This is a genomic window from Exiguobacterium sp. RIT341 (assembly GCF_000632205.1).
GTDB lineage: Bacteria > Bacillota > Bacilli > Exiguobacteriales > Exiguobacteriaceae > Exiguobacterium_A.
The window spans coordinates 134,365-160,603 of the sequence record NZ_JFYW01000008.1 but is presented as its reverse complement, the minus strand read 5'-3'; the positions used below and the strand labels follow the sequence as shown (position 1 = coordinate 160,603).

26 protein-coding genes are annotated in these 26,239 nt (G+C 46.5%); 16 read left to right on the top strand and 10 right to left on the bottom strand.

Annotated features, from left to right (window positions below; translation table 11 throughout):
• Nucleotides 1-39: 39 nt before the first annotated feature.
• Entirely contained in the window at nt 40-846 is an 807-nt protein-coding gene (locus tag BW42_RS09785) for an SMP-30/gluconolactonase/LRE family protein (RefSeq protein WP_035410297.1), read from the bottom strand.
• 178 nt (nt 847-1,024) lie between these two features.
• Entirely contained in the window at nt 1,025-1,288 is a 264-nt protein-coding gene (locus tag BW42_RS09780; protein ID WP_035410294.1) for a metal-sensitive transcriptional regulator, read from the bottom strand.
• A 226-nt stretch (nt 1,289-1,514) separates the two neighbouring features.
• Between BW42_RS09780 and BW42_RS09775 the strand changes: the two genes are divergently transcribed.
• The 3 genes from BW42_RS09775 (at nt 1,515) to BW42_RS09765 (ending at nt 5,019) form a co-directional block, all read left to right on the top strand.
• Nucleotides 1,515-2,078 carry an RNA polymerase sigma factor gene (locus tag BW42_RS09775; protein ID WP_035410291.1) on the top strand — a complete coding sequence of 188 codons (564 nt, stop codon included), beginning with the start codon at nt 1,515-1,517 and terminating at the stop codon, nt 2,076-2,078.
• Nucleotides 2,059-2,796 (top strand): anti-sigma factor domain-containing protein, encoded by a 738-nt coding sequence (locus BW42_RS09770; RefSeq protein ID WP_035410288.1) that lies wholly within the window; start codon nt 2,059-2,061, stop codon nt 2,794-2,796. The genes BW42_RS09775 and BW42_RS09770 overlap by 20 nt, the downstream gene beginning before the upstream one ends.
• A 180-nt stretch (nt 2,797-2,976) precedes the next feature.
• Nucleotides 2,977-5,019 carry an EAL domain-containing protein gene (locus BW42_RS09765; protein ID WP_035410285.1) on the top strand — a complete coding sequence of 681 codons (2,043 nt, stop codon included), beginning with the start codon at nt 2,977-2,979 and terminating at the stop codon, nt 5,017-5,019.
• A gap of 233 nt (nt 5,020-5,252) precedes the next feature.
• Here BW42_RS09765 and BW42_RS09760 read toward each other — a convergent pair whose 3' ends face one another.
• Genes BW42_RS09760 through BW42_RS09750 form a run of 3 tightly spaced genes read right to left on the bottom strand, consistent with a single transcriptional unit; the run spans nt 5,253 to nt 7,285 of the window.
• Nucleotides 5,253-5,600 (bottom strand): iron-sulfur cluster biosynthesis family protein, encoded by a 348-nt coding sequence (locus BW42_RS09760; RefSeq protein ID WP_035410282.1) that lies wholly within the window; start codon nt 5,598-5,600, stop codon nt 5,253-5,255.
• 51 nt (nt 5,601-5,651) lie between these two features.
• Nucleotides 5,652-6,380, bottom strand: coding sequence for a tryptophan-rich sensory protein (locus tag BW42_RS09755; RefSeq protein WP_035410279.1), 729 nt, complete (start codon nt 6,378-6,380; stop codon nt 5,652-5,654).
• A 59-nt stretch (nt 6,381-6,439) separates the two neighbouring features.
• On the bottom strand, nt 6,440-7,285 hold the full coding sequence (locus BW42_RS09750; protein ID WP_035410276.1) for a DegV family protein: 846 nt from the start codon (nt 7,283-7,285) through the stop codon (nt 6,440-6,442).
• A 187-nt stretch (nt 7,286-7,472) separates the two neighbouring features.
• On the opposite strand from BW42_RS09750, the gene BW42_RS09745 reads away from it, so the two are divergent.
• The 6 genes from BW42_RS09745 (at nt 7,473) to BW42_RS09720 (ending at nt 12,482) form a co-directional block, all read left to right on the top strand.
• Nucleotides 7,473-8,018: a helix-turn-helix domain-containing protein gene (locus BW42_RS09745; RefSeq protein WP_081780412.1), complete on the top strand. Its 546-nt coding sequence runs from the start codon at nt 7,473-7,475 to the stop codon at nt 8,016-8,018.
• 13 nt (nt 8,019-8,031) lie between these two features.
• Nucleotides 8,032-9,126 carry an ABC transporter ATP-binding protein gene (locus tag BW42_RS09740; RefSeq protein WP_035410273.1) on the top strand — a complete coding sequence of 365 codons (1,095 nt, stop codon included), beginning with the start codon at nt 8,032-8,034 and terminating at the stop codon, nt 9,124-9,126.
• Complete coding sequence (locus tag BW42_RS09735; protein WP_081780411.1) at nt 9,126-9,932, top strand: ABC transporter permease; 807 nt, start codon at nt 9,126-9,128, stop codon at nt 9,930-9,932. The genes BW42_RS09740 and BW42_RS09735 overlap by 1 nt, the downstream gene beginning before the upstream one ends.
• The gene (locus BW42_RS09730; RefSeq protein WP_035410268.1) at nt 9,932-10,732 is read left to right on the top strand and encodes an ABC transporter permease; all 801 of its coding nucleotides are present in this window, start codon (nt 9,932-9,934) and stop codon (nt 10,730-10,732) included. Before BW42_RS09735 ends, BW42_RS09730 begins: the two co-directional genes overlap by 1 nt.
• Before the next feature lie 3 nt (nt 10,733-10,735).
• Entirely contained in the window at nt 10,736-11,806 is a 1,071-nt protein-coding gene (locus tag BW42_RS09725) for a PotD/PotF family extracellular solute-binding protein (protein ID WP_035410265.1), read from the top strand.
• A gap of 163 nt (nt 11,807-11,969) precedes the next feature.
• Nucleotides 11,970-12,482 (top strand): hypothetical protein, encoded by a 513-nt coding sequence (locus BW42_RS09720; protein ID WP_035410262.1) that lies wholly within the window; start codon nt 11,970-11,972, stop codon nt 12,480-12,482.
• A 31-nt stretch (nt 12,483-12,513) separates the two neighbouring features.
• Here BW42_RS09720 and BW42_RS09715 read toward each other — a convergent pair whose 3' ends face one another.
• A complete protein-coding gene (locus tag BW42_RS09715; RefSeq protein WP_035410258.1) occupies nt 12,514-13,122 on the bottom strand; it encodes a YktB family protein in 609 nt (202 codons plus the stop codon).
• Between the two features lie 134 nt (nt 13,123-13,256).
• Between BW42_RS09715 and BW42_RS09710 the strand changes: the two genes are divergently transcribed.
• A complete protein-coding gene (locus BW42_RS09710) occupies nt 13,257-14,954 on the top strand; it encodes a GGDEF domain-containing protein (RefSeq protein WP_035410254.1) in 1,698 nt (565 codons plus the stop codon).
• A gap of 97 nt (nt 14,955-15,051) precedes the next feature.
• On the opposite strand, the gene BW42_RS09705 is transcribed toward BW42_RS09710, so the two are convergent.
• From BW42_RS09705 to BW42_RS09690, 4 genes are all read right to left on the bottom strand, one after another.
• On the bottom strand, nt 15,052-15,702 hold the full coding sequence (locus tag BW42_RS09705) for a homing endonuclease associated repeat-containing protein (RefSeq protein ID WP_035410251.1): 651 nt from the start codon (nt 15,700-15,702) through the stop codon (nt 15,052-15,054).
• A 269-nt stretch (nt 15,703-15,971) separates the two neighbouring features.
• Nucleotides 15,972-17,621, bottom strand: coding sequence for a peptide ABC transporter substrate-binding protein (locus BW42_RS09700; RefSeq protein WP_035410248.1), 1,650 nt, complete (start codon nt 17,619-17,621; stop codon nt 15,972-15,974).
• Between the two features lie 330 nt (nt 17,622-17,951).
• Entirely contained in the window at nt 17,952-18,401 is a 450-nt protein-coding gene (gene bcp / locus BW42_RS09695) for a thioredoxin-dependent thiol peroxidase (protein WP_035410245.1), read from the bottom strand.
• Between the two features lie 13 nt (nt 18,402-18,414).
• The gene (locus tag BW42_RS09690) at nt 18,415-19,254 is read right to left on the bottom strand and encodes a hypothetical protein (RefSeq protein WP_035410241.1); all 840 of its coding nucleotides are present in this window, start codon (nt 19,252-19,254) and stop codon (nt 18,415-18,417) included.
• A gap of 121 nt (nt 19,255-19,375) precedes the next feature.
• Here BW42_RS09690 and BW42_RS09685 point away from each other — a divergent pair, with 121 nt between their 5' ends.
• The 6 genes from BW42_RS09685 to gatA all read left to right on the top strand — a co-directional run bounded on the left by BW42_RS09685 (nt 19,376) and on the right by gatA (nt 26,234).
• Nucleotides 19,376-19,663: a HesB/YadR/YfhF family protein gene (locus BW42_RS09685; protein ID WP_035410238.1), complete on the top strand. Its 288-nt coding sequence runs from the start codon at nt 19,376-19,378 to the stop codon at nt 19,661-19,663.
• 130 nt (nt 19,664-19,793) lie between these two features.
• Nucleotides 19,794-21,338 carry an L-glutamate gamma-semialdehyde dehydrogenase gene (gene pruA / locus BW42_RS09680; RefSeq protein ID WP_029342578.1) on the top strand — a complete coding sequence of 515 codons (1,545 nt, stop codon included), beginning with the start codon at nt 19,794-19,796 and terminating at the stop codon, nt 21,336-21,338.
• Between the two features lie 78 nt (nt 21,339-21,416).
• Nucleotides 21,417-22,928, top strand: a complete 1,512-nt coding sequence (gene putP, locus BW42_RS09675; RefSeq protein WP_035410234.1) for a sodium/proline symporter PutP — start codon at nt 21,417-21,419, stop codon at nt 22,926-22,928.
• 130 nt (nt 22,929-23,058) lie between these two features.
• Nucleotides 23,059-24,285: an Nramp family divalent metal transporter gene (locus BW42_RS09670; RefSeq protein WP_255344367.1), complete on the top strand. Its 1,227-nt coding sequence runs from the start codon at nt 23,059-23,061 to the stop codon at nt 24,283-24,285.
• Nucleotides 24,286-24,485: 200 nt separating this feature from the next.
• Nucleotides 24,486-24,776, top strand: coding sequence for an Asp-tRNA(Asn)/Glu-tRNA(Gln) amidotransferase subunit GatC (gatC, locus tag BW42_RS09665; RefSeq protein ID WP_023469336.1), 291 nt, complete (start codon nt 24,486-24,488; stop codon nt 24,774-24,776).
• Nucleotides 24,777-24,791: 15 nt separating this feature from the next.
• Nucleotides 24,792-26,234 (top strand): Asp-tRNA(Asn)/Glu-tRNA(Gln) amidotransferase subunit GatA, encoded by a 1,443-nt coding sequence (gatA, locus tag BW42_RS09660; RefSeq protein WP_035410229.1) that lies wholly within the window; start codon nt 24,792-24,794, stop codon nt 26,232-26,234.
• Nucleotides 26,235-26,239: the final 5 nt, after the last annotated feature.

Here is a 26,239-nt window from a genome sequence, read left to right as displayed (position 1 = left end):
GAGGCACCATCTATTACTAGATGATCCCTCCCATGCTAATTATTCAAATGTCACAGCGAAGACAGCGCCGGCATGTGGTGCATCATCTCCGTTGGCAGCTGTCGTGACGAGTAAGCGATCTTCGTAAAAAATCGGACATGTCGGATTCGAGACAGGGAAGTCGACATGATCCAGTTTTTCGCCCGTCGTAAGATTCCAACGTGTGATACATGATCCGGCGTAATGTGCGATCCAAGCATGACCTTCAGCATCCTTCGTCATACCATCCGGAAATCCTTCTTCCTCTTCGAGATCAACGGCGACGCGTTTATTCGAAAGTGGGGCATCGGGAGCGTAGTCGAAGGCATAGACTTTTTTCGTTGGTGTATCGATATGATAGAGCGTCTTGCCATCTTCTGACCAGACGAGTCCATTAGAGTTCGTCAAGTCTTCGTGTAAAACCTCGATGGAACCGTCATGACGCAGACGGAACAGCCCAGCTGTTTTACCGTCTTCTTCATTAATGCTACCAGCGACATATTGTCCGGTCGGATCGAGCTTGCCATCGTTCATCCGATCAGAATCCGGTAATGACAATTGATGTTCGAGAGACAGATGACCTTCCTTGAGATCGAACGTGCCAAAGCCATGTGCTGATGTGACACGCAATAAGTCCGGAGCGTCCGTCAAGGCAATCGATGTAATAGCGCTTGGCAACGTATATGGTTTAAGTGCTTCTGTAACAAGATCATATGAAAAGAGCAGTTGATTCGGAATATCGACGAAATAAAAGCGTTTTGTTTTTGCGTCGTAAACAGGAGATTCACCTGTCTTACACGTGATATCAATGAATAGGGAAACGGTCATGAGTACTCTTCCTCCTAAGCGGACGGCTCTACATGCTGTCCAAGTAATAACAATTTAGTATACCTGTTTTGATACGCAATCAAACCTAATTCAAGGTGTATACTCGCAACGACTTTGGGAAAAGAAACGTTAAAAAAATAGCCTGCTTCCAAAGCAGACTATCGGTATGAACGTGACGTCAGCGGCTTTTCACCAGTAGGTTGACCGCTTCCTTCACGAGTTCTTCTGTTTGTCCATCGCCGTTTTGTTCTGCTTCCTTGACACACTCGATCAAATTCGAGCTAACGACGACGCCGATCGTACGGTCAATCGCAGAACGGGCAGCGGAGAGCTGGGTGATGACATCGCGGCAATCTTGCCCTTCTTCCATCATCCGTAAAATACCTCGTAGCTGTCCTTCAATCCGACTAACACGGTTTTTCATCTTCCGATCATAATCCATTTTTATTCCTCCGATTCCCGTTGACCTGACGTCATGTAGTATCTTTATGCTATGCCCATTACGGTATCGCTGTCAATTCAGCAGAATTTTAAGCTATACTTTTAATAGAATGAGGGAATATGGATGTGGTGAAGTTTTTTACTTAGAAAATGGGTGAAATCGAAAACGATTTGGTGTCAGCTTGCGTATACTATATGATAGGGCTGACGTCAGAAGGAGGAGAAGGATGCACACTCAATCCGATGAATCGCTTTATCATCTGATGCGTAGCGGTGACGAGCAAGCTCTCGAGACATTATACGATAAGTACGAGAGGTTATTGTTTTCATTCGCCCATCGCTTTACGAATAATGACCGGTTGTCCGAAGAAGTCATACAGGAAGTATGGATGAAGATTTGGAATGGTCGTGTTGATTTTGATACACAAAAAGGAAAGTTTTCATCGTGGATTTTAACGATTACACGTAACGCGGCACTCGATTGTCTCCGTCGTGAAAAACGACAACCGACGATCGAAGTCGAAGAGCGGGATGGTGGATACGACGAGCCGGTCGAGCGGACGGTCATGCAGCGGGAAACGGCTGCTGAAGTACGCGGCGCGGTCAGTAAATTGAAGCCAGAACAGCAAGAGCTGATCGAACTCGTTTACTTCCAGGGGATGACGCAACAACAGATTTCAGAGCAGCTCGATTTACCTCTTGGAACGGTCAAGACGCGAATCAGGAGCGCGATTCAAGCATTAAGAAAACGAATGGATGGGAGGGAACGAGATGGAAGAACGTTGTCATGACTTAATCGATTATTTTAATGGAACATTATCCGCAGCTGATCGCGACGCGTTCGAAGCGCATCTTGCGACGTGCGAAGAATGTCGTGAAGCGCTTTTAGAAATGGAAGAACTCATGCTTCCCATCGCTGAATCGCTTCCGGAGCGACCCGTTCCTGCAGGTATGAAAGCACGAATTCTTGGAGAAGTCCTTGGTTCAGCAGAGGCAGCGTCTCCGAAGGAAGCACCGATGACTACTCCGGTAGACATTAAACAAGCACGTCAGCAACAAACGAAGAAGAAGAGTGTGCCACTCGGTTGGTTGATGAGTATCGCCGCCGCCTTGATTCTCTCGCTTGGTGCGAATGCCTACTTCCTGTCACAGGAAGAGAGCACAGATACACCAGAGACGTTAGCCATGGATGAGATCAAAGGGATGGGGAACTTTGAAAGTACCGAGTCCATTAAAGGATCGAGCATGATTTTCACGCAAAACGATAAATCGTATATGCTCGTTCAATTGAAAGATTTACCGCCGCTTCAAAAAGGTCAGCTTTATCAATTGTGGACGCTCGAAGGAGAGACACCTACTGCGAATGGTGTCATCGAAAAAGATGGAGAGGCAGCAGCTGTCTTCCCGCTTAAAGGAGACGGAAAAGTTGATGCCGTCGCCATCACGGTTGAACCCGAACCGGATTTAGAAAAACCGACGGGTGAAATCGTCGCATCGGTAGCACTCTAAAAATGATGTTTAACGGATCCGTCTCGAGCGGATCCGTTTTTGTGTAAGATGTCGAGTGGATTAGGTAAAAAAGTGATGGAATGATAAGAAATCAAACGAATTTCTAAATTTCACTGAAAAAAAGAGTCAGAGCAGACGATAGTTAGGAGAATGACATTTCATAAGGAGAGACCTCATACAATGAATGAATGGATCATCTTAACGAAACACTACGAAGTGACATTAGTCGTGGTATCGGTGCTCGTTGCCATCCTCGGCTCATATGGTTCACTGGAGTTAAATCGTCGTCTAGCGAAAGCGACTTCCTTAAAGAAGCGTGCCTTGTTCCTCTCGTCGTTGACGATGGGGTTATCGATCTGGGGAATGCATTTCGTCGGGATGGGGGCATTCGCTCTGTCCGTCACGGTTCGCTATGATTGGTTTTTAATGTTCTTATCCGTCATTCCCGCTATTTTGGCTGCTTTCATTGCCTTTCATTTGTTGTACTCGTCGACGATTACGCGAAAGAAGGTCATTTTAGCAGGATCCCTGATGGGGAGCGGAATCGCTACGATGCATTACCTTGGCATGATGGCGATGGAGTTCGGTGGAGCCGTTCGGTATGAGAAGAGTTTATTTTTTTTATCCGTCCTGATTGCAGTCACTGTCGCCTATATCGCCTTGCTACTGCTTCATCGCTTGAGACATGTCGCTAAGAAACGGATCTTGATTCCCATCGCAGTCGTGATGGGGTTTGCCATCTCTTCGATGCATTATGTCGGAATGCTCGGCACATCGTTCTGTATTCCAGCCTCAGATGCCGGACTTATCGGTGATGCTCCAATCACGTCGAACATCTTGAATGAAGTCGCGATACCGGTCTTCTTGATTCTCGTGTTGATTGCAGGACTCTACATTCACCTCGAACGTCGTGCACTTCAGATGATGGCGTATACCGATCATCTGACGGGATTACACAACCGACGATGGCTCGATCATCACATGACGAAAGTCGATGCCCAGTATGGTCGTGCTAAGCAGGAGATGGCGATGGCGTTACTTGATCTTGATGGATACAAATGGGTCAATGACACATTCGGATTCGATAAGGGAGATGCGGTCATCCGCCAATTCGCAGAACGGATGTTACAGACGTTGAAGGAAGATGAAGCGTGTATTCGTTATAACGGGACGCAGTTCTTCCTCATCAAACGTGTCTCACAAGAAGACATGACAGATGTCTTCGAACAAATTTTAGACGATGTACGTCTTCCGATTGATCTCGAAGATCAACCGGTTCATTTGACAGCAACGATGGGCGTGATCCTCCCGAATGCGAAGGAATCACTTGAGATGCGAATCGGTCAGATGGAGAGTGCGCTTCGGGCTGGCAAAAATGAGGGGCGTGATCGCTTCATCGTGTATGATGACTCACTACACTCGGATCGTAGAGAGCAATTGATTGTCGGATCCTTACGCCGGGCGATGACGGATTTCAAGGAGTTCGCCCTCGTCTATCAACCGAAGATCGCCCTTGCGACGGGAAAAGTTGATCAAGCGGAAGTCTTGATCCGCTGGAATCATCCGAAGTTTGGTTTCATCTCACCGGCGGAGTTCATCCCGCTTGCAGAAAAATACAGTTTGATTCACCGTTTAACTGAGTGGGTACTCAAAGAGACCGTCGCCCAGATGGAGATTTGGAAGAAGGAAGATTATTTCATTCGCCAAGTCTCGGTGAACTTATCGGCGATGCATTTCCGGTCCGAGTCACACAACTTAATGATTAAGGAAATCGTCCACCATTCATTGAAGAATGGGAGCGAACTACAGCTACAGCTTGAAATCACGGAAACATCCGTCATGGAGAACCTCGATCGGGCAATGATGATGCTCGGTGAACTGAAACAACTCAGTCTGACGATCGCACTTGATGATTTCGGAACGGGTCTATCATCATTGACACACCTGAAGCATCTCCCGATTGATATCCTGAAGATCGATAAATCGTTCATCGATGAAGTCCCGCATGACGAACGCGGAACGGCAATCACGGAAATGATCATCCAGCTTGCGAAGAGTCTCGGGATCGAAGTCGTCGCGGAAGGCGTCGAGACACTCGAACAGCATCTTTTCCTGAAACGTCTCGGTTGTGATTATGGACAAGGTTATTATTACAGTAAGCCGATGCATGTGAAGGATCTGAATCAGCGGACGATTGAAGAGACCGTTCTAAATGTCGGATAAAGCAATCCAAACACGACTTTCGTTCGTATACTAGATAAGCATGCGAGGATGATGCATGCGACGTCTGGGGGGACGCAAAGCGCTGGATTTTCTCACCAGCTTGTGCACGACGCAGACAGACATCTAGTACATTCAATCATACTCAGACCATCCAAGCTTTTAACGTAGCACCTGTCTGTTCGAACACAAACAAAGGCAACTTCCATCGCGGAAGTTGCCTTTTTCGTCTGTGCTTATGAACGAACCGTCAGGACACAGCCTGTTTGATCCGTAACGAGCACGTTCGTATTGAAGTATTGTCCATCGCTTTTAAGGATCAACGCTTTTTTCTCCGCGTTGTAATCGAGCGTCATGTCTTGATCGAGGAAATGACTCGACCATCGTTTGACGAGAACGGGTCCGACATTCGAGTCGATCGTCATGTCTTCCGGTGTCGCTTCATCGACGAGACGAATACTGAAAATACCAGAGTTTCCGCAACCGCAACCTTCTGTATCGTAGTAGAGGTGTAGTTGACCGGATACTTCACCGCGTAATTGATTGATTCGTTCCTGAGCAGATGGTGTAAATGTGATGTTCATGGTCATTCACTCCTTTTCTCTAGTATACGCCGTTCGAATGAGAAAGGAACGTCACTTGCTCACGCTGACTCGACGGCGCATCCGTACAAGAAGGAAGATATACCCGGCTAACAATAAGACGACGCTACCGAGAACCGCCGTATCGACGAGACCGTTATCCGACTCGAAATTGATTGCGATGTACGCCCAGACGAAGACGAGCGGATAAATCGGATCGCGGTTTGCGAATATGAAGAGAAGGGCGACGATGACACCGACGACAAGCATAATCATCGTCCAACCGGCATCTCCGATTCCAAGCCACGACGTCACGCCCTCTGCGTTGATCGTTAGGAAGATGTCGGCGATCGTTGCGACCGATACCCAGCCGAGATAAAGCGAGAAAGGTAGCTTGAAGCGTAAGCCTTTCGTCTCGCGGTCGATTTTCGAGTAGATGACGATCAATGACAGCAAGAGACCAACGATGACGACGACAGATACGACGAACAATTCGAAGGTGAATGAGACAATCCAGCCAGCATTGAATAAACAGCTGATCAGGAACCATGGTCCGATTTTTTTCGCCAGTTCATGTTCCTTGAATTTTGGGATCGTTTGGAGAATCAACCAAATGAGTAAAATCGTATAGATCAATCCCCAAATCGAGAACGCATAACCAGCCGGTTTGAATAACGTAAAGATGGAGTCAGAAATCCGTCCTGTCTTTCCACCATCGAGGGCGTTCACAGCAATCGTAAAGATGAAGCCGACCCAGTTAAGCCAAATCCATTTATTTTTCAAACAAAAAACCTCCTTTATTCTCTAAAGAAGGTTTACCCAAAAATCATTTTCATTAGTCATCATGGTCGACGCGTCGGGTTCAAAAAGGACATGCCGATGGCGGGGTTTCCGGTATGTGAACCGAGAACCGGCGTTAAATCATCGATTCGGACCCGGACGTCGAACTGTGCTTCGAGTCGATTTTTCCAATCGAGTGCCAGTTCATACGCTGTCGCGTGGAACAACGAGATGTCCGTCACTTGACCGCGCTCGAGAATCAAAACAAGGTGATCAAAAATCTTCGAATGGGCTTTCTTGAACGTCCGAACGGTTTGGTATGGAACGATCTTTCCTTCTTCGAAGTGGAACAACGGACGTAGTTGCAACAAGTTACCGACGAATGCCTTCGTCGAGGAGATCCGTCCACCGGCTTGCAATTGATCGAGGTTCGCGACAGTGAATTCGATATGGTGGTCGAAACGACGCTCCAGAATGAACTGTTCGACGGATTCAATCGAATGTCCCGCTTCGATGAGCTCGATTGCCTCTGCTAAGAGCTGACCAGCCGGATAAATCCCACAACGAGAATCAATCGCGATCAAGCGGAAGCCGGCAATTTCTGCGCCTTGGACGGACGCGTTATACGTTCCGCTCAGTTCACTCGACAGGTGGATAGCAAAACCGATGTCGTAATCTTCTTTTAGTCGTTCGTAGTGTTCGGTAAAACTACCGATGGAAGGTTGACTCGTCGTCACTTTATGTTTTGCATCAATCCAGCTATAGACGGTTTCCGCATTTACATCGACCCCATCGATGAAACTTTCGCCATCCTTCATGACGAGTAAAGGGACAACTGAGAGATCGTCGCGCTTTGCGATCGTATCCGGTAAAATCGTCGTACTATCAGTGATCCAAGCAATCCGCATTACAAGTTCCTCCTCAAATTAGTACCTGATAATAATTGTAGGTGTAAGCGTTCTCGCTGTCAAATGAACATTAAAAAATATCAAACGTTTTAGTTGATTAAATAATGAAATACGCTATAATCGGTACGTGATTAGTAAACTTTTAGTCATCTTATACTAAACTAAGCCGATGAGAGGAGGACGTCGATTGTACTCAATCGGACAAAAAATCAAAAACCTCCGTCTTCAAAAGGGATTGACGCAAGAGGAACTCGGGGAAAGAACAGACCTGAGTAAAGGGTACATCTCGCAACTCGAACGGGAAATCAGTTCCCCATCGATCGAGACACTGTTTCATCTCCTTGAAGTCCTTGGCATCTCACCGAAGGATTTCTTTGATGAGGACGCACTTAATCAAAAAGTCGTCTATGGAGAAGAAGATGTCACAACATATGCGGACGAAGAACAAGGGTATCATGTCACATGGCTCATCCCAGAATCGAATGAAAAAGAGATGGAACCGGTCCTGCTGACACTTGCGCCAGGGGGAGCCTTCAAGACGTATGAACCTTCGGGGGCGGAGACATTTGTCTATGTGCTCGCGGGGAACGTCACGTTGACGCTCGGACGTCAGTCTTTTTTAGCGAAGCAAGGGGAGACACTTTACTATAAGGCTTCAGAAATTCATCAATTACGCAATGAGTCAATGCAAGAGACAAAGGTTCTCGTGACCGCAACCGACTCATACCTATAAAGGAGGAACTAGATTGGCAGATACTACGATCATTCAATTCAAGGACGTCACGAAACGTTATGACGATCAGACCGTTCTTGATCAAGTCAGCTTTGAAATCGAACGCGGAAAGTTCTATACGTTACTCGGACCATCGGGTTGCGGGAAAACGACGATCTTACGACTCATCGCCGGTTTTTCGGAAGCGACAGAGGGAGACATTATCTTCGACGGGAAACGGATCAATGATGTACCGGCGAACAAGCGTCAAGTTAATACCGTTTTCCAAGATTACGCATTGTTCCCACACTTAAATGTCTTCGAAAACATTGCTTTTGGTCTTCGGATCAAGAAGGTGAAGGAAGCGGAAATCGCACAACGTGTGACCGATGCATTGAAGTTCGTCAACTTGTCCGGTTATGAGAAACGAGAAATCACCGAGATGTCGGGTGGACAACGGCAGCGTGTCGCGATTGCCCGGGCAATCGTCAATGAACCGGAAGTCATCTTGCTCGATGAGCCGCTCTCAGCACTCGACTTGAAATTGCGGACAGAGATGCAATATGAGCTCCGTGACTTACAACGTCGTCTTGGGATCACGTTCATCTTCGTCACACATGACCAAGAAGAGGCACTCGCGATGTCAGATGAAATCTTCGTTCTCAATCACGGTGTCATTCAACAATCGGGAACGCCGACAGATATTTATGATGAACCGATCAACCGCTTCGTCGCGGACTTCATCGGCGAGTCGAATATCATTCCTGGACGTATGATCGAAGATTATCGAGTTTGGTTCGCAGAAAAAGAATTCGAATGTGTTGACCGCGGTCTTGAGCTGAACGAACCGGTCGAAATCGTCATTCGTCCCGAGGATCTTGAAATTACGAACGTGACACAAGGAAAACTAAAGGTTACGGTCGACTCACAGTTGTTCCGTGGGGTGCACTATGAAATCGCCTGTATGGATGAAGTCGGAAACGAATGGCTCGTCCACAGTACGAAAAAAGCGACGGTTGGTGAACAAATCGGTCTAACGTTTGATCCGGAAGCGATCCACGTCATGCGATTGAACGAGACGGAAGAAGAATTTGATAAGCGTCTGGAATCCTACGACGGGGTGTTATGATGCAGAAATCACGTAACTGGTATCTCATCCCGTATCTATTCTGGATCGCCTTATTCGTCATCGCACCAATTGTGCTCGTCGTCTATTATTCGTTCCTTGATCTTGATGGCAATTTCTCATTTGAGAACTACCGGAACTTCTTCACATCGACGTATCTAACGATGACGCTTAGTTCGTTCTGGTATGCTTTTTTGATCACCTTGTTTTCACTCTTGATTGGTTATCCGACGGCTTATTTGCTGACGAAGACGAAACATAAACAACTTTGGCTGTTGCTCGTCATCTTGCCGACGTGGATCAACTTATTGTTGAAAACCTACGCCTTCATTGGATTGTTCAGTACGTATGGTCTCGCAAATCAAACGCTTGAAGCGATCGGAATCGGACGGAAGCAAATCTTGTTTACCGATTTCAGTTTTGTCTTCGTCTCAGTTTACATTTTCATTCCGTTCATGATCCTACCGATCTTTAACGCGATAGAAAAACTGAGCCCATCGCTCGTCTTCGCGGCACGTGATCTCGGAGCTTCAAATTTCACGACATTCCGTCGTGTCGTCTTTCCGTTGACACTTGACGGTGTGAAATCAGGCTGTCAGCTTGTCTTCATTCCGGCATTGTCACTGTTCATGATCACGCGTTTGATTGCCGGGAACCGCGTCATTACGCTCGGTACGGCGATTGAACAGCAATTCCTCGTGACACAGAACTGGGGCATGGGCGCTACGATTGCCGTCTTCCTCATCATCGCGATGGCAATCATCCTTGCCTTGACAAGTACGAAACGGAAGAAAGGAGCGACGACTTGATGAAACGTCTGAAACTAGCAAATCTTTATTTGATCGGTGTCTTCATCATTTTGTATGCTCCGATTTTCTATCTCGCGTTCTATTCGTTCAACAGCGCTGATAACATGACGAACTTCGATTCGTTCACGTGGGATTGGTACAAGGAAGTCTTCCAAGATTCACGCTTGTTGATCATCGTCTTGAACACACTCGTCATCGCGTTGTTGTCAGCTGCAATCTCGACGATTCTCGGAGTATTCGGAGCGATCGGGATCCAGGCGGTCCGCAAGAAACGTGTCGAGACGTCGTTGTTGACGCTCAACAGTATCTTGATCGTCAGCCCCGATGTCATCATCGGAGCATCGTTTTTGATCTTCTTTACGATGCTTGGAATCCAGCTTGGCTTTACGTCAGTCTTACTCTCTCATATCGCATTTTCGGTACCGATCGTCGTCATTCTCGTCTTGCCGAAATTACAGGAGATGAGTCCAACGCTCGTCGATGCGGCGCGTGACTTAGGCGCGAGTCGCTGGGATGTCTTAACGAAGGTCGTCCTGCCGTACATCACACCCGGTATCTTTGCTGGATTCTTTACAGCATTGACGTATTCACTTGACGATTTTGCGGTGACATTCTTCGTGACAGGAAACGGCTTTACGACGTTATCTGTCGAAATCTACTCACTTGCCCGCCAAGGGATTTCGATGAAGATCAATGCGTTGTCGACCGTCATCTTCTTGTTTACATTCCTGCTCGTCATCGGCTACTACTTCTTGAACCAACGAGCTGCTACGAAGCTTTCGCGACCGGAGGTGAAATGACCGTTGAAAAAATTGATTCAATTATTCGTCGCGATTTTCTTGATCTCGGGTGTCATCCTATTCACCTTGAATCAGTTAAACGAGACACAAGGGTACTCAGGTAAGAATGTCTTGAACATTTATAACTGGGGCGATTATATCGATCCGGCACTGATCAAACAGTTTGAAAAAGAGAGCGGCATCAAGGTCGTCTATCAGACATTCGACTCGAATGAAGCGATGTTGACGAAAATCGAACAGGGAGGAACGACGTATGATATCGCCGTCCCATCCGACTATGCGATCGCAAAGATGATCGATGAGAAGCTCGTCCTGCCGATTGATCATCAAAAAATCCCGAATCTCAAAAATATCGATTCACGTTTCTTGGATCTATCCTTTGATCCGAAAAATAAATATTCGATTCCGTATTTCTGGGGAACGGTCGGTATCGTCTACAACAAAGACTTGATCGGAAAAAAACCGACGAGCTGGAAGGATCTATGGGATCCGAAGCTGAAGAACCAGATTCTACTTGCCGATGGTGCGCGTGAAGTGATAGGTATGAGTTTGAACAGTCTCGGTTATTCCTTGAATGAGACGAATGAGTCGAAGCTACAGGAAGCAAAAGCGAACCTGATGCGTTTGACGCCAAATGTCAAAGCGATCGTCGGGGACGAAATCAAGTTATTGCTTGCGAACGAAGAAGCAGGACTTGGTGTCGTCTGGTCTGGAGATGCGAACGAGATCATGAGTGAAAACGACAAACTTGACTATGTCATTCCAAAAGAAGGCTCGAACGTCTGGTTCGATAATATCGTCATTCCAAAGACAGCTAAAAACGTCAAGGGAGCACATCAGTTCATCAACTTCATGTTACGCCCAGATATTTCAGCGAAAAATGCGGACTACGTCGGTTATTCGACACCGAACAAAGAAGGCTTAAAGTTACTCGACAAATCGGTTCGGACAGATAAACGATTCTATCCTGATAAACAAGTCACTGATACGCTTGAAGTCTATGAGAACCTCGGGAAGAAGATGCTCGCGCATTACAATGAGTTGTTCTTAGAGTTTAAGATGCATAAGAAATGAGGAAAAACCTAGTGCTAGGGGGCACTAGGTTCTTTTTTTATTTCTCTTCATAAAAATAAATATAAGTTCCCAAAAAAAAACTGTAAAAACTGAATAATTTTTTGAAATAGGGGAATCAGTTTATTATCAACGCCTTTTTACAGGCACCGGGGAGGACATCATCATGAAACAAGTACTAGGAATCATCTTAACTGCCGCTCTCACTGTCAGCATCGTGTCAGGCACTTCATATAAACAGCAACCGGTCGAGGCATCAAAACAATCAGACGTCAAATGGCTTCAAGAAATTCAAACACAAGCGAAACAAGCGCGCTCACTCGATGGAAAAGTCGTACTTGAAAAAACGACACTTGCACAAGTACATAAAGCGTACAAAGGGGAAAAGAACTCCAATTGGTGTCAAAGTGGAAATGGTCTTGCTTCAGCAGATCGCTCCCTTCATTACTGTTCAACGTATGGCGTGAAGGACACAAAAGCTAAAGTTAGCGCCATCGTCTATGATCCAAAGCAAATCAAACGGACGGTGACGGTCAAAGAAGCTAAAAAAGCATATCCGACAGCGAAACTCGATAAAACATTCAACGTCATGACTGTTTCCTCGAAACAGGTCAACATTTATCTAAATTTAAATTCCGACCGTACACAAGTCATGTCAATTCTAGTAAAATATAACTAACGAAAAAGGATGACCGATTCGGCCATCCTTTTTATTTAATCGTTTTATAGAGTGGTACGAGATGCGAATAGGTATTTCGAATCATTTCGAGTAATTCTTCGCGTGACAGTTGATGAACTTGTTCTGCCGGAATATGGCGACCGACAAGGAACTCTGCTTTTTTGACGTCGTGGAAACGTTGTAAACCTTTTTGAAGATCCGTCGCGTGAACAGGAACCGCGTCTTTTTTCATATGGTCATAAGAAACGACGAAATCATCCGGAAGAGTCGTCAGCAGTTCCGTATGCTGTAACAGTTTTGATGCATATTGTTGTTTGTTCGGTAACTCATAAATATAAGCGAGCCAAATGAACAAGTGATCATCAAATAGACCGATTTGAAAGTGCGGATGTTTTTTATATCCACGTTTATCGGGTGAGAATGCCATCCATGTATCTTTCGGAGGATTGACCTTCCGCCGAGCATGTTGCGCGATGTGGACATGGACATCTTCTGCTGTTGCGACCGTCAAGTCAGGTGCGACTTCTTGACCGATGTCGCGGAAGACAGGCTGAATCCGTTCACGAATCGCCTTCATCCGGGGTTCTAATCCATCAATCTGAAATGTATCAAATGCATGTTGCGTGAATGTGTTTGTCATGAAAAATATCACCTCACATTAATTGTATCAAAGGATACTATCGAAGTTCGACATTTTGCTTGAAAAGTAGAATAATGGACATGTCGATTTCCAGTAATATACAACTACATACTTAAGAGGAAGGGGAATGTTTTGTGCGTCGTTTTCAACAATATCTCCTCCGAAGCTGGGTCGTTTTTTTCGTAATCGTCATTGGCATCGATCTTTTTGCGAAGTCAAAGGATTATAATCTCAGCATCGATTTGTTTACGTTCTTATTGATTGCCGTCTTGTCGACGATTTTCGTCATCGATCCTGTCCGCCGTCGTCATATGAGTTTTACCTTTCATTTTGGATTTGTTCTCTTTACGTTCTTATCATACGGTTTGTTATCAGCGATTTTCGTCGGTCAACTGACGATGCTCATCTATCAGTTGCGGACGATCCATACGCCGATCGGACGTCGTCGGATGTTGCACAACTATCCGTTCAATGTCGCGCTCGAGTTGTTTCTGATCGTGCCAGCAGGTCTTGCCTATAATGCCCTAGGTGGAACACACGGAGACGCATTCCTGTTGACAGAAAACATCGTTCCGTTACTAGCGATGGTCGCGATCCTTTGGATCGTACTCTTGTTACAATACCAGTTATCTCGATTTCTTCTCGGAGAAAACATTCCGAGTGACGTCATGTTCCAGCTCTTACGCTTTGAAGCAGTCGTCATCACGGCAGAACTGTTATATGGGATCTTCAGTACACTCGTCGTCCAAGGGAATGGGAATAGTGGACTCGTCATGGCAGCATTTGCATTGTTCATCATCAAACGAGCACTCGGGAGTTCGGTCGAAGCGTCTGATCGTATCGAACATTGGGAGCAGATCGAGCGATTGAAAGAAGCAGCTTGGAAGGACGGCGATGCACAGTTCATCATCGAGCGATATCTGCGACAGCTCAATCAATTCGTCAAACCGGATATCGCTTGGATTAAGTTTGATTTTGAAGAAGGCAAGCAGACTGTCTACTATTCGTTGAAGGATGGACGAAAGTTAAAAGCAGATCATGTCGAAGGACGAATCATTGAAGATATCATCGAAAAAGAAGAAGTCCTTCTTTACGGCATGCAACAGGAATGGGATATTCGTCTGTACGATTGTCTGCCAGAAGAAACACAATCTGTCCTCTTCATCCAACCGGAGGCGACGGAGACGATTAACTGCTCCTTATTCCTTGCGTCCCATGCGAGTGGAGAGTTCACGAAGGATTTCGGATACGAGTTATACCGCGCTTTACGTGTTCTATCATGGGCCGTTGAACGAGCGCACGAGCGAGAGCGGTTATTGACGGATAGTCGAACAGATGCGATGACAAAATTGCCAAACTATCGTGCGCTACAAGAGTGGGGCGATCGTCGTATTAAACAACGCGATCTGTATCCGTTCTCTGCATTGATGATTGATTTGGATCACTTTAAACAAATCAATGATACGTATGGTCATGAAGTCGGAGATGTCGTTTTATTTGAAGTCGCGAAGTTATTGATGCAAGCAACACGAATCACGGATCTCGTTGCGCGTTACGGGGGAGAGGAATTCGTCATCTTGCTACCAAATACGGATCTTGATTCCGCACAAATCGTTGCAGAACGGATTCGTGAGACGTTACATGCGCATCCTATTTTAGTTGAAGGTCACACCCTTCAGATCACAGCAAGTATCGGGATCGATACGTTAAAGGAACTTGGGGATCTCGCGAGTCTGATTCGAAATGCGGACCGGGCGATGTACGTCGGTGCCAAGTTCCAAGGACGCGATCGTGTCGCATCGTATCAGGAGTGGAAAGAGAAGGTCATTTAAAGAAGCGAATAGAAGGTGACGGATGCGTCACCTTCTTTTTTGATGTAAAAAATCCTTCCAGTTCAAATGAACGAGAAGGATTGAAGAAGGTATAAGTTCATTGGGCTTGTTGTTTACTAAGGCGAATCTCGTTTTCGATCGCATGGATCGCGGCTGACCAAGACCCATAGCGATGAAGTAAGGCTTTCGTCGATGGTTTGTTGTTTCGCTTTGCCCATTCTCGATATGCTTCAAAGGAGAGGGAGAAGCCAACTTCTTCGATTGCTTGACGCAGGGAAGCAGCAAGTTCAGCTTTTGAATAGGTGACACTTGCTTCAAGTCCTGCTGCGGTACAGGCGTCATGCCATGAACCGAACATCTTGACGATATGATAGTGACTCGGGGCATGATGGACGGATTTACGCCACATTTGATACTTTTTGAGCGTGATCGTCGAGCCGACGTCTTGTGCATACCGTTCGAATGACTTTAAGATCTCGTCTTTCGTGTATTTAGGTGCACGCTCGAGTTCCTCCGGCTGTTGATCGACATTCCACTCGTATCCAGCAGCAGATAAGGCTTCTGGCCATGAACCGAATTGACGAATGATGTTTTCTGGCTGAGGCCAGTCATTCACGAGAGCATAACGGCGATAGACAGTGCGGCGTGGACGATCCTGGATGAGTTCACCGACCGCGCGGATGGCTTCAATCATCTCAAGTTGCTCTTCTGTATAACTCTGTTGACTCGTAAGTACACGTTGCTTCATGAGTGAGTCCTCCTTCCTAGTTCGATGTAATATTGAGGCAAAAGTCCTCTGTATTAGATATATCGGTACATTTCCATTAATTATGAATAATTCCCGCAAAATATTGTAAATAAAGTGAATCGGATTCTTTGCTTAGTATAAATGGAAGTCATGGAAATGAAAACAGAATGACACGAAATTTTAATTCTATTCAGAAAAATAGGACAAACGGCTCATATGGAAAAAAAGACCAGACACGCTCGTCAGCGAATCTGGTCTTCGGATATAACTTATTTTCCTTCAATGGAAGCCCATTTGTACGAAGTATCCGCACCAACTTTGTGGTTGACGACTCCTTTGACATACGGTTTACGTAGGAAGGATGCTCCACGTTGGTACATGACTGAGATGGCTTGATCATCCTCAAGGAGTGTTTTCTCAGCATCTTTCAGTGACTGCCAACGTTTTGCTGCATCGACTTCTTTTTGAGCCGATTTGATGAGTGAATCATACTTATCGCTTGTGTACTTACCACGGTTGTATGGTCCACCTGTTACCCACATATCGAGGAACGTCATCGGATCCTGATAGTCAGGTCCCCATCCTGCGAATGACAGTTCGAACTCACCTTTTGTTTCAAGATCCAATTTGTTCTTGAACGGTTGTTGTTTGATCGTGACTTCAAGACCTGGAAGGTTTTTCTCCCACTCGCCTTTGAGGTACTCAGAGATTTTCTTCGAGTTGTCATCATCGTACGAAAGAAGCTCGAGTTTCACCGATTTCTTACCGACTTCTTTGAGACCTTTTTCGAACGATGCTTTGGCTGAAGAAGCGTCGTATGACCCGAAGCCTTCGTTGCCGTCACGGAAGTCTTTACCGTCTGGACCTTTTGCGAAGTCTTTTGGTACGTAGTAGTACGCAGGGATCGAACCGTTGTTCAAGAGGACTTTCGCCATCTGCGCTTTATCGTATCCCGAATCGATCGCTTTACGGATATCCTTGTTTTTCAAGAGTTCATTCTTGAAGTTCATTTGGATGTAGTACATTGACGCATCAAGACGCGTATCGAACTCTTTGCTATCTTTGTACTGATCAACGAACTCACTCGTCAGACCGACTTGGTCGACATCACCTTTTTCGTAAAGGTTGACGCTCGTTGAGACTTCCTTAACGATCTTGAAGTTGATGTCGTCGAGCTTGACGTTGTCTTTATCCCAGTACTGGTCGTTCTTCTTAAAGCTCCAGCCGACTTCCGTCTTCCAATCCGAGAGGGTGAATGGTCCGTTGTAGAGGAATGTATCCGGCTTCGTCGCAAAGTTTTTCCCTTGTTTTTCGACGAATTCTTGCTTGAGCGGCATGAATGAACCAAAACCAGTCAATGATTTGAAGTATTCAGCCGGTTGCGTCAACTTGACTTCGAGTGTTTTGTCGTCGACCGCTTTAACTGCAACGTCATCTGCTTTCCCTTTACCCGTGTTGTACGCTTCCGCACCGTCGATGATATACATGATGTACGCATATTGCGAACCGCTCTTCGGATCGAGGACGCGTTTCCACGCATATTCGAAGTCTTTTGCTGTGACATCGCTGCCATCCGACCATTTTGAATCACGAAGTTTGAACGTGTATGTAAGTCCATCTTCCGAAACATCTACACTCTCAGCAACACCTGGTGTTGCTTCTTGTTTGTCGTCAAGACGGAACAGACCTTCTTGGACGTTGTTCAATACCGTGAAGGATACAGAGTCCGTTGCGACTGTCGGGCTAAGAGCCGGAATGTCTGAACCGCTCGTTAAGTTCAAGACTTGTTTGTCTGAAGTTTTGTCGCCTGACGTCGAGCCGCCTTCTTTTTTACCTTCATCTGTCGTCGAACATGCCGCAAGACTTGATCCAGCGATTGTCAGTGCTCCGACGAGTGCGAGTGCCTTTTTCTTCTTCATAAAGTAAATCCCTCCCAAAAGAAATAGATATATATGGTGAAACGAAAAGAACCGATAGGATAGCGATCCGGTGTCCGACTAAAAATAAGAGGGGTCATCGCCTTTTATTCTTAAGCTATGGAAAGCACCGGATCAACTTGTTATCAATAATAAATACAATATTCAGAAAAATCAATAGGATATTTTCAGATTATTTCAAAATCATTAAATTTGTGTGTGATACCAACGTTTCCTTACATGAAATTATTTTTATGTAAGGATAAAATTAGGAATATTAATAATCTGCACATACAAAAAGAACCAGTTGAATGATTCAACTGGTTCTTCGAATTATTTCCGTTTTTGTACGTATTGAAGTGCTTCTGCGACGTGATCTTTTACTTTCACACTACGCCATTCCTTGACGATTTCACCGGATTCATCGATTAAGAAAGTCGAGCGTACGATTCCATAATATTCCTTACCGTAGTTCTTCTTTAATTGCCAGACGCCATATTGTTCACAGACTTCGTGATCGACATCTGATAACAATTGAAACGGTAATTCGTATTTCGCGATAAAGTTCTGATGACGCTTTTGGCTATCAGCGGAGACGCCGAGAATGACGGTGTTGTTCTCTTCAAAAGCTTGCGTCGCATCTCGGAAATCACATGCCTCGGTCGTACAACCCGGCGTTGAATCCTTTGGATAGAAATAAAGTACGACTTTTTTTCCGCGATAATCCTCAAGGGAGATTGGTTCTCCTTGTGCATTTGGAAGGGTGAATGTTGGTGCTTGCATGAAAAACTCCTCCTTATCCTAATTTCATGTTTAATTGATCCGCATATTTTTCAAGCTTCTTTTGAAGGCTTTCTTTTAACGGATCGAGTGCGATCAAGTACTTCTCATAATCCGTACCGGCTTTCGCTGTCTTCATGAGGAGAGGCTGTTCTTCCTCATACCAATCCGCATAGTCTTGATAGTAATCAACAAGCGTCTCAGGGTTTCCTTCATTCTTCAGCGCCTCACCGTAAATCATCAGAATGTTACTGTTCATCTCAAGCGCCATATAATCCGTTTGCGCATTGACGCGAGAGAAGACGGCATCCTGTTCTTTTTCATCCGTTTTCCCGATTTCGTCTGCTGCTTTCGCATTGACACCATACTCATCGGCGTTAAACCCAGTGAACAGATCACCAAGCGTCGAGAAGACGGCCGGGTCGAACGTCGTCGGTGTCAGAACGATTTTCCACTCATCGTCTTTCTTCAATAACAGCTTCGATCCGCGGTTCGGGAGAATTGCTCCCTTCGCATCCTTGAATTCATGGATGATATAAGCGACGTCGCCCTTTTGGAACGACTTGACGATTTTACCGGGAATGACGTTCAAGTTCTTCGCACCAACGGCGAGGGGTTCAAGTTGTTTTGCATCACCTGTATATTCAATCGATGCGAGGTCTTTCGCATCTGCTCGTCCCGATTGACCGAGCGTTTTTTCATAGGTTTGATAGATATCGAGAACGGCTTGTTCAGCCTTCTGTTGTTTCGTTTCCGTCGTCTTCGGGGATTTGGTATTTGTAGAAGACGGGGAATCGTTTCCGCAACCGACGAGTACGAGACTGGTCGCAAGCAGCACTACGAGCGATCGTTTCATTCGAATTCCTCCTAGATGGGTGTTCCTTGATGATTTCATAGCTAATCTTGTCTCTACCATACAGGAAATTCGCTTTTTTGAGTAGGATATCGGTACACTAAACGAAAGGGGAGTGATAGATATGAAAATTCATATTACAGACGAGGCATTGCAATACTTTAAAAATGAGATGGAAGCACAATCGGGCGATACGATTCGCTTTTTCGCAAAATATGGTGGATCAACGGATTTAACGCAAGGTTTCTCCGTCGGCGTTCATATGGAAGAAGTCGAACGGGCAGCGGTCGAGGAAGTCGTCGACGGTATTCATTTCGTCGTATCTGACCAAGATGACTGGTTATTCCAAGGACAAGACGTCAAAGTCTCGATCGAAAACGAAGAGATTGTTTTTTCACAAGCGAAGGAATGATAGAGGAACGAGGAGAGACCGAATCGGTCGCTCCTTTATTTTTTTGACTAGAATAATTGTAAGCGGACTCATGCTTCTGTACAATGGAGAATGTAAGCGATTTAAAGTAGAGATTAAAGGGGGAATAGAGATGATTCCGTACAAACACGAACCATTCACGGACTTCTCACAAGAAGCAAACAAGAAAGCGTTCGAAGAGGCACTTGCACTCGTCACGCAAGAACTCGGCAAAGATTATCCGCTCGTCATCGGTGGAAAACATGTGACGACGGAAGATAAAATCGTCTCCGTCAATCCGGCCAACAAAGAAGAGATTGTCGGACGTGTCTCAAAAGCGACACAGGAACATGCAGAAGAAGCGATGCAAGCAGCAGTCACAGCCTTCGAAACATGGAAATTCGTCAATCCGTCTGTACGTGCGGACGTCCTATTCAAAGCAGCGAACATCATCCGTAAGCGGAAGCATGAGTTCTCTGCCTACCTCGTCAAAGAAGCAGGGAAGCCTTGGAATGAAGCGGATGCGGATACAGCAGAAGCAATCGACTTCCTCGAATACTACGCACGCCAGATGCTCGTCTTAAAAGACGGTAAGAAAGTCGAGAGTCGTCCAGGCGAATACAACCGTTACGATTATATTCCACTCGGTGTCGGTGTCATCATCTCACCATGGAACTTCCCACTCGCGATCATGGCTGGAACAGCCGTCGCAGCAATCGTGGCAGGGAACCCGATCCTCTTGAAACCAGCATCGACGACACCGGTCGTCGCAGCGAAATTCGTTGAAGTGATGGAGCAAGCTGGTCTTCCGGCTGGCGTCTTGAACTTCGTACCCGGTTCAGGAGCAGAAGTCGGCGACTACCTCGTCGATCACCCAAAAACACGTTTCATCAGCTTCACGGGATCACGTGATGTCGGTCTTCGCATCAATGAGCGGGCATCAAAACTGAACGAAGGTCAAATCTGGCTCAAACGTGTCATCGCGGAAATGGGCGGAAAAGATACGATGGTCATCGATGAGTCGGCTGACCTCGATTACGCAGCGGACATGATCACGAAAGCGGCATTCGGATTCTCAGGTCAAAAATGTTCAGCTTGTTCACGTGTCGTCGCACTCGACTCTGTCTATGACGAGTTGCTCGAAAAAGTCGTCGCGAACACAAACAAACTCAGCATCGGTAACCCGACGGATGTCTCAAACAATGTCGGACCAGTCATCGATGCAGCAGCCTTCAAGAAAATCACGTCGTACTTCGACGTCGCAAAAGAAGAAGGACGCATCGTCGCAGGTGGTACGGCTGACGATTCAACAGGATTCTTCGTCTCACCGACAGTCGTCGCGGACGTTCAACCAACGGATCGTTTGATGCAAGAAGAAATCTTCGGACCAGTTGTCGCCTTCACGAAAGCGAAAGATTTCAAAGAAGCAATCGATATCGCAAACAACACGGAATACGGATTGACAGGTGCTGTCATCACGCAAGACCGGACGAATCAAGAGTACGCACGTGCGAACTTCCACGTCGGTAACCTCTACTTCAACCGGGGTTGCACAGGCGCAATCGTTGGCTACCAACCATTTGGTGGGTTCAACATGTCAGGTACGGATTCGAAAGCGGGCGGACCGGATTACTTGACTTTACATCTTCAAGCAAAAACTACTTCAGAAATGTTCTGAAATGGTGTTTAATAGATGAAACGGGTGTGCGACCTGCACACCCGTTTTTCTTATATCACGGAAAAAGGGGGAGCAAGGATGAACGGAATGTGGTTCGCGATTTTGCTATATCTCGGCCTGATGGTCGCACTTGGCGTCATTGCGTATTATCGGACGAAGAACATGAATGACTATATGCTTGGAGGACGTACGATCGGTCCCGTCGTCACGGCGCTCTCTGCAGGAGCAAGTGACATGAGTGGGTGGCTGTTGATGGGTTTACCGGGTGCGATGTATGCAACTGGTCTGTCCAGTGGATGGATTGTCGTCGGATTATTACTTGGCGCTTATGCCAACTGGTTACTCGTCGCGCCTCGTCTGCGTGCGTATACGGCACATGCAGGGGATGCAATCACGATTCCCGATTACTTTGAAAAACGATTCCACGATAAAAGTGGTGTTTTGCGTACCGTTTCAGCTGGAGTTATTTTAATATTCTTTATAATGTACGCATCAAGTGGTTTTGTCGCAGGTGGTCGTTTATTCGAAGCTGTCTTTGGTCTTGAATATACAACAGGTCTTTGGATTCTCGCAGGCGTCGTCATTGCGTATGTCTTCCTCGGTGGTTTCCTTGCCGTCAGTTGGACGGACGTCGTGCAAGGGATGATCATGGTCATCGCATTGCTGATCGTACCAGCTGTCGCGCTGACTTTAAGTGGTGGGATTAATGATACATTGGAGACGATCCGGTCGACAGGCGGCTCGAAACTGGAACTGTTCAAAGGGACGACGACGATCGGTATCATCTCGCTTCTCGCGTGGGGACTCGGCTATTTTGGACAGCCGCATATCATCGTTCGTTTCATGGCGATTCGTAACTTACATGAGATGAAGTCGGCGCGTCGTGTCGGGATGATTTGGATGACGTTCTCGATCGTTGGTGCAATGGTGACGGGCTTGATCGGATATGCCTATTACACGCAACAAAGTGCAGGATTAAAAAATCCAGAGAATGTCTTCATTCAATTATCACGTGACCTTTTCCCAGGGTTCATTACAGGGTTGTTGCTTGCAGCCTTACTTGCTGCGATCATGTCGACGATTTCGACGCAGCTGCTCGTTTCTTCAAGTGCGGCAACGAATGATTTCTATCACCGTTTCTTTAAACGTGATGCTTCAGACCGTGAATTGATGTTGATGGGGCGTGCTATGGTTCTTGTCGTAGCGCTTCTTGCGATTCTCTTATCATTCGGTGCGGAGAAGTCGATCTTAACACTCGTCGGATACGCGTGGGCTGGTTTTGGTTCAGCGTTCGGTCCGGTCGTGCTGTTCAGCTTACTGTGGCGCCGGATGAACAAGACGGGAGCACTTGCTTCAATGATTACGGGATCTGTCGTTGTCATCGCTTGGATCCTCATTAACCAAAATGTAGATGGATTACCATCGTATATTTCGGAAATGTACGAGATGATTCCAGCATTCATCGCTTCGACGATCGCGCTCGTTATCGGTAGTCTCGTGACGAAGGAACCAAGTCAAGCAATCTATGATGAATTCGATCAAGTACAAGCACAACTAAAAGGTGCAGAGCCTGAGCGAAAAATCGTCTAAATAACGGAAAGGGGTGTTTCCTGAGTAAAGGAGACACTCCTTTTTTTGTTTACTTGATACGTTATTATTTACCATAAACATATTTGTTGCGCTTACGCAAAATGAGCGTATAATAAAAACAAAAAGTGAGGTGAATGAGATGGTGACACAGCCACTTACACAAGACGTACCCAAAAAACGGACATATATCGGACCGGCGTTCGTTGCTGCCGTCGCGTACCTCGATCCGGGAAACTTTGCAACGAACATGACAGCAGGTGCTCAATATGGCTATTTACTGCTCTGGGTCATCGTTGCCTCGAACTTGATGGCCGTCGTCATTCAGTTCCTATCAGCCAAACTTGGAATCGTCAGCAATCTTAGTTTAGCGGAGGTGATTCGAGAAGAGTTATCGCCGGTCTATCGCTTCTTTTACTGGGTACAAGCGGAACTCGTCGCAATGGCGACCGATCTCGCGGAGTTCGTCGGAGCCGCACTCGGATTTCATTTACTGTTTGCGATCGACTTACGCATGGCGGCGCTGTTGACGGCAGTCTTATCATTCGTCATCCTCGGATTCGAGCAAAAGGGACTTCGACATTTCGAAGCCGTCATCGCGGTGCTCGTTTTAATCATCGCTGCCGCTTTTGCAATTGAAGTATTTGAAGTCCATCCGGTCTTTCGCGATCTATCGGCAGGATTGGTACCGGGATTTGAAGGTACGTCGAGTATCGTGCTTGCTGCCGGGATGCTCGGAGCAACCGTCATGCCACATGCGATCTATCTCCATTCCGATTTAACGAAGCGACGGATGGGACATGTTGCAAACAAAATACCGCTGTTACGAATCCAACGCTTCGATATTTGGGGAGCGATGCTGATCGCTGGAGCGGTCAACGGAGCAATGCTCGTCATCGCGGCCAGTGTATTTTACGGTACGAAATATCAAGCTGGTTCACTTGAAGCGATCTATGAGGGACTTCATGTCACGCTTGGTGGCATCGCGCCGTATCTGTTTGCAATTGCCTTACTCGTTTCAGGTCTTGCATCATCGAGTGTCGGTACGATGTCAGGTGACGCGATCATGCGCGGATTCCTCCATCTTCAATTGCCGTTGTTCGTTCGACGGACTGTGACGATGTTACCAGCGATTTTGTTGCTCTTCTCCGGTTTTGATCCGACACGAGCACTTGTCCTGAGTCAGGTTGCTTTATCGTTCGGGATTCCGTTCGCGCTAATCCCTTTGATTCGGGCGACAGCGAGTGAACGGTACATGGGGGAACATCGAAACAGTCATTTCATGAACGCGTTGGCATGGATCATCGTCTCGATCGTCATCGTCTTCAATATCTATTTACTCTTTGATGTCTTAGTATGAATATTCAGTATTTTTGTTTCGTCTGATTTAAACCGGGTATTTCATAACTAGAAGCTTTCCGCCCGGAAGCTTTGCTACCCCTATAAGGACGATGGTGCGGACCTCCCCCCGATGCACCATCGTCTTTTTTGTCTGGACAAAAAGTGCTATGATTAGAAATAGTGTAAAATATATCGCAAAAGTTCCGGAGGTGGAATGACATGGCAAAGATTAATGAGGAGCAAGTCCGCCACGTGGCGCATTTGGCACGCCTTGCCGTGACAGATGAAGAAGTAGCACAATTTACAGGACAACTCGAGAAGATTCTTGGGTTCGCTGAACAATTAAATGAACTCGATACGACAGGCGTCGAACCGACGACTCATGTCCTCGATTTAAAGAACGTCCTACGTAAGGACGAAGTACGTCCATCACTTCCGCGTACGGAAGTAGAACGACTCGCACCCGATTGGGAAGACGGACAAGTCCGCGTCCCAGCGGTGTTCGAATAAGGAGGAAATGACCCGATGTCACTTTTTGAACATGGTGTCAAAACATTACACACACTCATTCAGGATGGCGAAGTCAAAGCTTCTGAACTCGTCAAGGAATCCTTTGATCAAATCGACCGCGTCGACGGAAAAATCGGTGCGTTTCTCTCATTGAATGAAGAAGCGTTCGAGCAAGCGAAACGAATGGATGATGTCGCGAAACACGAAGCGAACCCACTGTTTGGTCTTCCAATCGGCGTCAAGGATAACATCGTCACGAAAGGAATGACGACGACATGTGGTTCGAAATTCCTTGAGAACTTCGTACCAGCACATGATGCGACGGTCGTCGAGCGTCTGCATGAAGCAGGGGCAATCACAATCGGGAAGTTGAACATGGATGAGTTCGCAATGGGTTCTTCAAACGAGAACTCAGCGTACAAACCGGTTCGCAATCCATGGAATACAAAACACGTTCCAGGCGGTTCTTCGGGTGGTTCAGCAGCTGCTGTCGCAGCAGGCGAAGTCTTGTTCAGCCTCGGTTCGGATACAGGTGGTTCGATTCGTCAACCGGCTGCCTATTGTGGTGTCGTTGGGTTGAAACCGACTTACGGTCTCGTCTCACGTTTTGGTCTCGTTGCGTTCGCGTCGTCCCTTGACCAAATTGGTCCGTTGACACGAACAGTCGAAGATAACGCGTATCTTTTGAGCGCGATCGCAGGACACTGTGAGATGGATTCGACGTCTGCGAACGTTGCAGCAACGGATTATACACAAGCGTTGACTGGTGATATCAAAGGTTTGAAGATCGCTGTTCCGAAAGAATACTTCGGCGAGGGTGTCAGTGAAGGCGTCAAAGCCAACATCCGTGAAGCGATCCAAAAACTCGAAGCACTCGGTGCAACTGTTGACGAAGTCTCACTTCCGAACTCGAAATATGCGCTTGCGACGTACTACTTACTCGCTTCATCAGAAGCATCTTCGAACCTCGCACGCTTTGACGGCATTCGTTACGGTGTCCGCGCGGAAGCGGACGCACTTGAAGATGTCTTCAAGTATTCCCGTTCACAAGGATTCGGAGACGAAGTCAAACGCCGGATCATGCTCGGAACGTATGCACTCAGCTCTGGTTACTACGATGCCTACTATAAAAAAGCACAACAAGCTCGGACGTTAATCAAAAAAGATTTCGAAGATGTCCTTGCGAACTATGACGTCATCATCGGACCAACAGCACCGACACCAGCATTCGAACTCGGTGCACAGCTCGATGACCCGGTCACGATGTATGCGAATGACATCTTGACGATTCCGATTAACTTAGCAGGTGTCCCAGCGATCTCGGTTCCAGCTGGATTCGTCGACGGTCTTCCGGTCGGCTTACAAATCATTGGAAAACATTTCGATGAGGCGACGATCTATCGCGCTGCGCATGCGTTTGAGCTTGCGACAGGTGGATTCGCGCTTCCGAAGTTATAAGGAGC

Bases quoted from the DNA above. Each gene is read 5' to 3' on its own strand.
- BW42_RS09785 (WP_035410297.1), bottom strand. From the start codon at position 846: ATGACCGTTTCCCTATTCATTGATATCACGTGTAAGACAGGTGAATCT.
- BW42_RS09780 (WP_035410294.1), bottom strand. From the start codon at position 1,288: ATGGATTATGATCGGAAGATGAAAAACCGTGTTAGTCGGATTGAAGGA.
- BW42_RS09775 (WP_035410291.1), top strand. From the start codon at position 1,515: ATGCACACTCAATCCGATGAATCGCTTTATCATCTGATGCGTAGCGGT.
- BW42_RS09770 (WP_035410288.1), top strand. From the start codon at position 2,059: ATGGAAGAACGTTGTCATGACTTAATCGATTATTTTAATGGAACATTA.
- BW42_RS09765 (WP_035410285.1), top strand. From the start codon at position 2,977: ATGAATGAATGGATCATCTTAACGAAACACTACGAAGTGACATTAGTC.
- BW42_RS09760 (WP_035410282.1), bottom strand. From the start codon at position 5,600: ATGAACATCACATTTACACCATCTGCTCAGGAACGAATCAATCAATTA.
- BW42_RS09750 (WP_035410276.1), bottom strand. From the start codon at position 7,285: ATGCGGATTGCTTGGATCACTGATAGTACGACGATTTTACCGGATACG.
- BW42_RS09735 (WP_081780411.1), top strand. From the start codon at position 9,126: ATGCAGAAATCACGTAACTGGTATCTCATCCCGTATCTATTCTGGATC.
- BW42_RS09730 (WP_035410268.1), top strand. From the start codon at position 9,932: ATGAAACGTCTGAAACTAGCAAATCTTTATTTGATCGGTGTCTTCATC.
- BW42_RS09720 (WP_035410262.1), top strand. From the start codon at position 11,970: ATGAAACAAGTACTAGGAATCATCTTAACTGCCGCTCTCACTGTCAGC.
- BW42_RS09715 (WP_035410258.1), bottom strand. From the start codon at position 13,122: ATGACAAACACATTCACGCAACATGCATTTGATACATTTCAGATTGAT.
- BW42_RS09705 (WP_035410251.1), bottom strand. From the start codon at position 15,702: ATGAAGCAACGTGTACTTACGAGTCAACAGAGTTATACAGAAGAGCAA.
- BW42_RS09700 (WP_035410248.1), bottom strand. From the start codon at position 17,621: ATGAAGAAGAAAAAGGCACTCGCACTCGTCGGAGCACTGACAATCGCT.
- bcp (WP_035410245.1), bottom strand. From the start codon at position 18,401: ATGCAAGCACCAACATTCACCCTTCCAAATGCACAAGGAGAACCAATC.
- BW42_RS09690 (WP_035410241.1), bottom strand. From the start codon at position 19,254: ATGAAACGATCGCTCGTAGTGCTGCTTGCGACCAGTCTCGTACTCGTC.
- BW42_RS09685 (WP_035410238.1), top strand. From the start codon at position 19,376: ATGAAAATTCATATTACAGACGAGGCATTGCAATACTTTAAAAATGAG.
- pruA (WP_029342578.1), top strand. From the start codon at position 19,794: ATGATTCCGTACAAACACGAACCATTCACGGACTTCTCACAAGAAGCA.
- putP (WP_035410234.1), top strand. From the start codon at position 21,417: ATGAACGGAATGTGGTTCGCGATTTTGCTATATCTCGGCCTGATGGTC.
- gatC (WP_023469336.1), top strand. From the start codon at position 24,486: ATGGCAAAGATTAATGAGGAGCAAGTCCGCCACGTGGCGCATTTGGCA.
- gatA (WP_035410229.1), top strand. From the start codon at position 24,792: ATGTCACTTTTTGAACATGGTGTCAAAACATTACACACACTCATTCAG.